This is a genomic window from Psychrobacter sp. 1Y4, assembly GCF_051847555.1.
The window spans coordinates 1-552 of the sequence record NZ_JBPYDE010000995.1 but is presented as its reverse complement, the minus strand read 5'-3'; the positions used below and the strand labels follow the sequence as shown (position 1 = coordinate 552).

The following is a 552-nucleotide window of genomic DNA, read 5'->3' as shown; positions in this document are numbered from 1 at the left end:
ATTGATGATTACGGCCATCATCCAAAAGAAGTTGACGCAACCATCAAAGCCGCTCGCCAAAGCTTTCCTGATCGCCGTTTAGTGATGTTATTTCAACCGCATCGTTATAGCCGTACCCGTGATTGCTATGACGATTTTGTTGAAGTGCTATCAAGTGTTGATGAGCTGCTACTATTGGACGTATATTCAGCAGGTGAAAGCCCGATTATAGGCGCTGATACCAAGTCATTAGCACGTAGTATCCGTCTGCGCGGTGAAGTTGAACCGACGATTATTGACAAAGACAATCTTGCCCCTGTGATGCAGCGTTTATTAAAAGCCAATGACATGCTTATCACGCAAGGCGCGGGTAATGTGGGGCAGATCGCTATTGATTTGGCTGCCAATAATCTTTACATCAAGTAAGCTAAAATTTAGGAACTATCTTCATGACGACTAATAATAAAGAAAACATGAGTACTCAGAACCTCGCTATCGATGATACCGAAGATAAGTCAGCCATTACCAATCCAGAACCAGCATTAGCGGCGGCTGCACAAGCAGGACAAAGCG

The 552-nt window shown here is 44.4% G+C and carries 1 protein-coding gene; it reads left to right on the top strand.

What is annotated here, in order from left to right:
- Positions 1-405 (top strand): glutamate ligase domain-containing protein (locus ACS8FC_RS20055; protein ID WP_439298078.1); only part of this gene is annotated, 405 nt, incomplete at its 5' end.
- Positions 406-552: the final 147 nt, after the last annotated feature.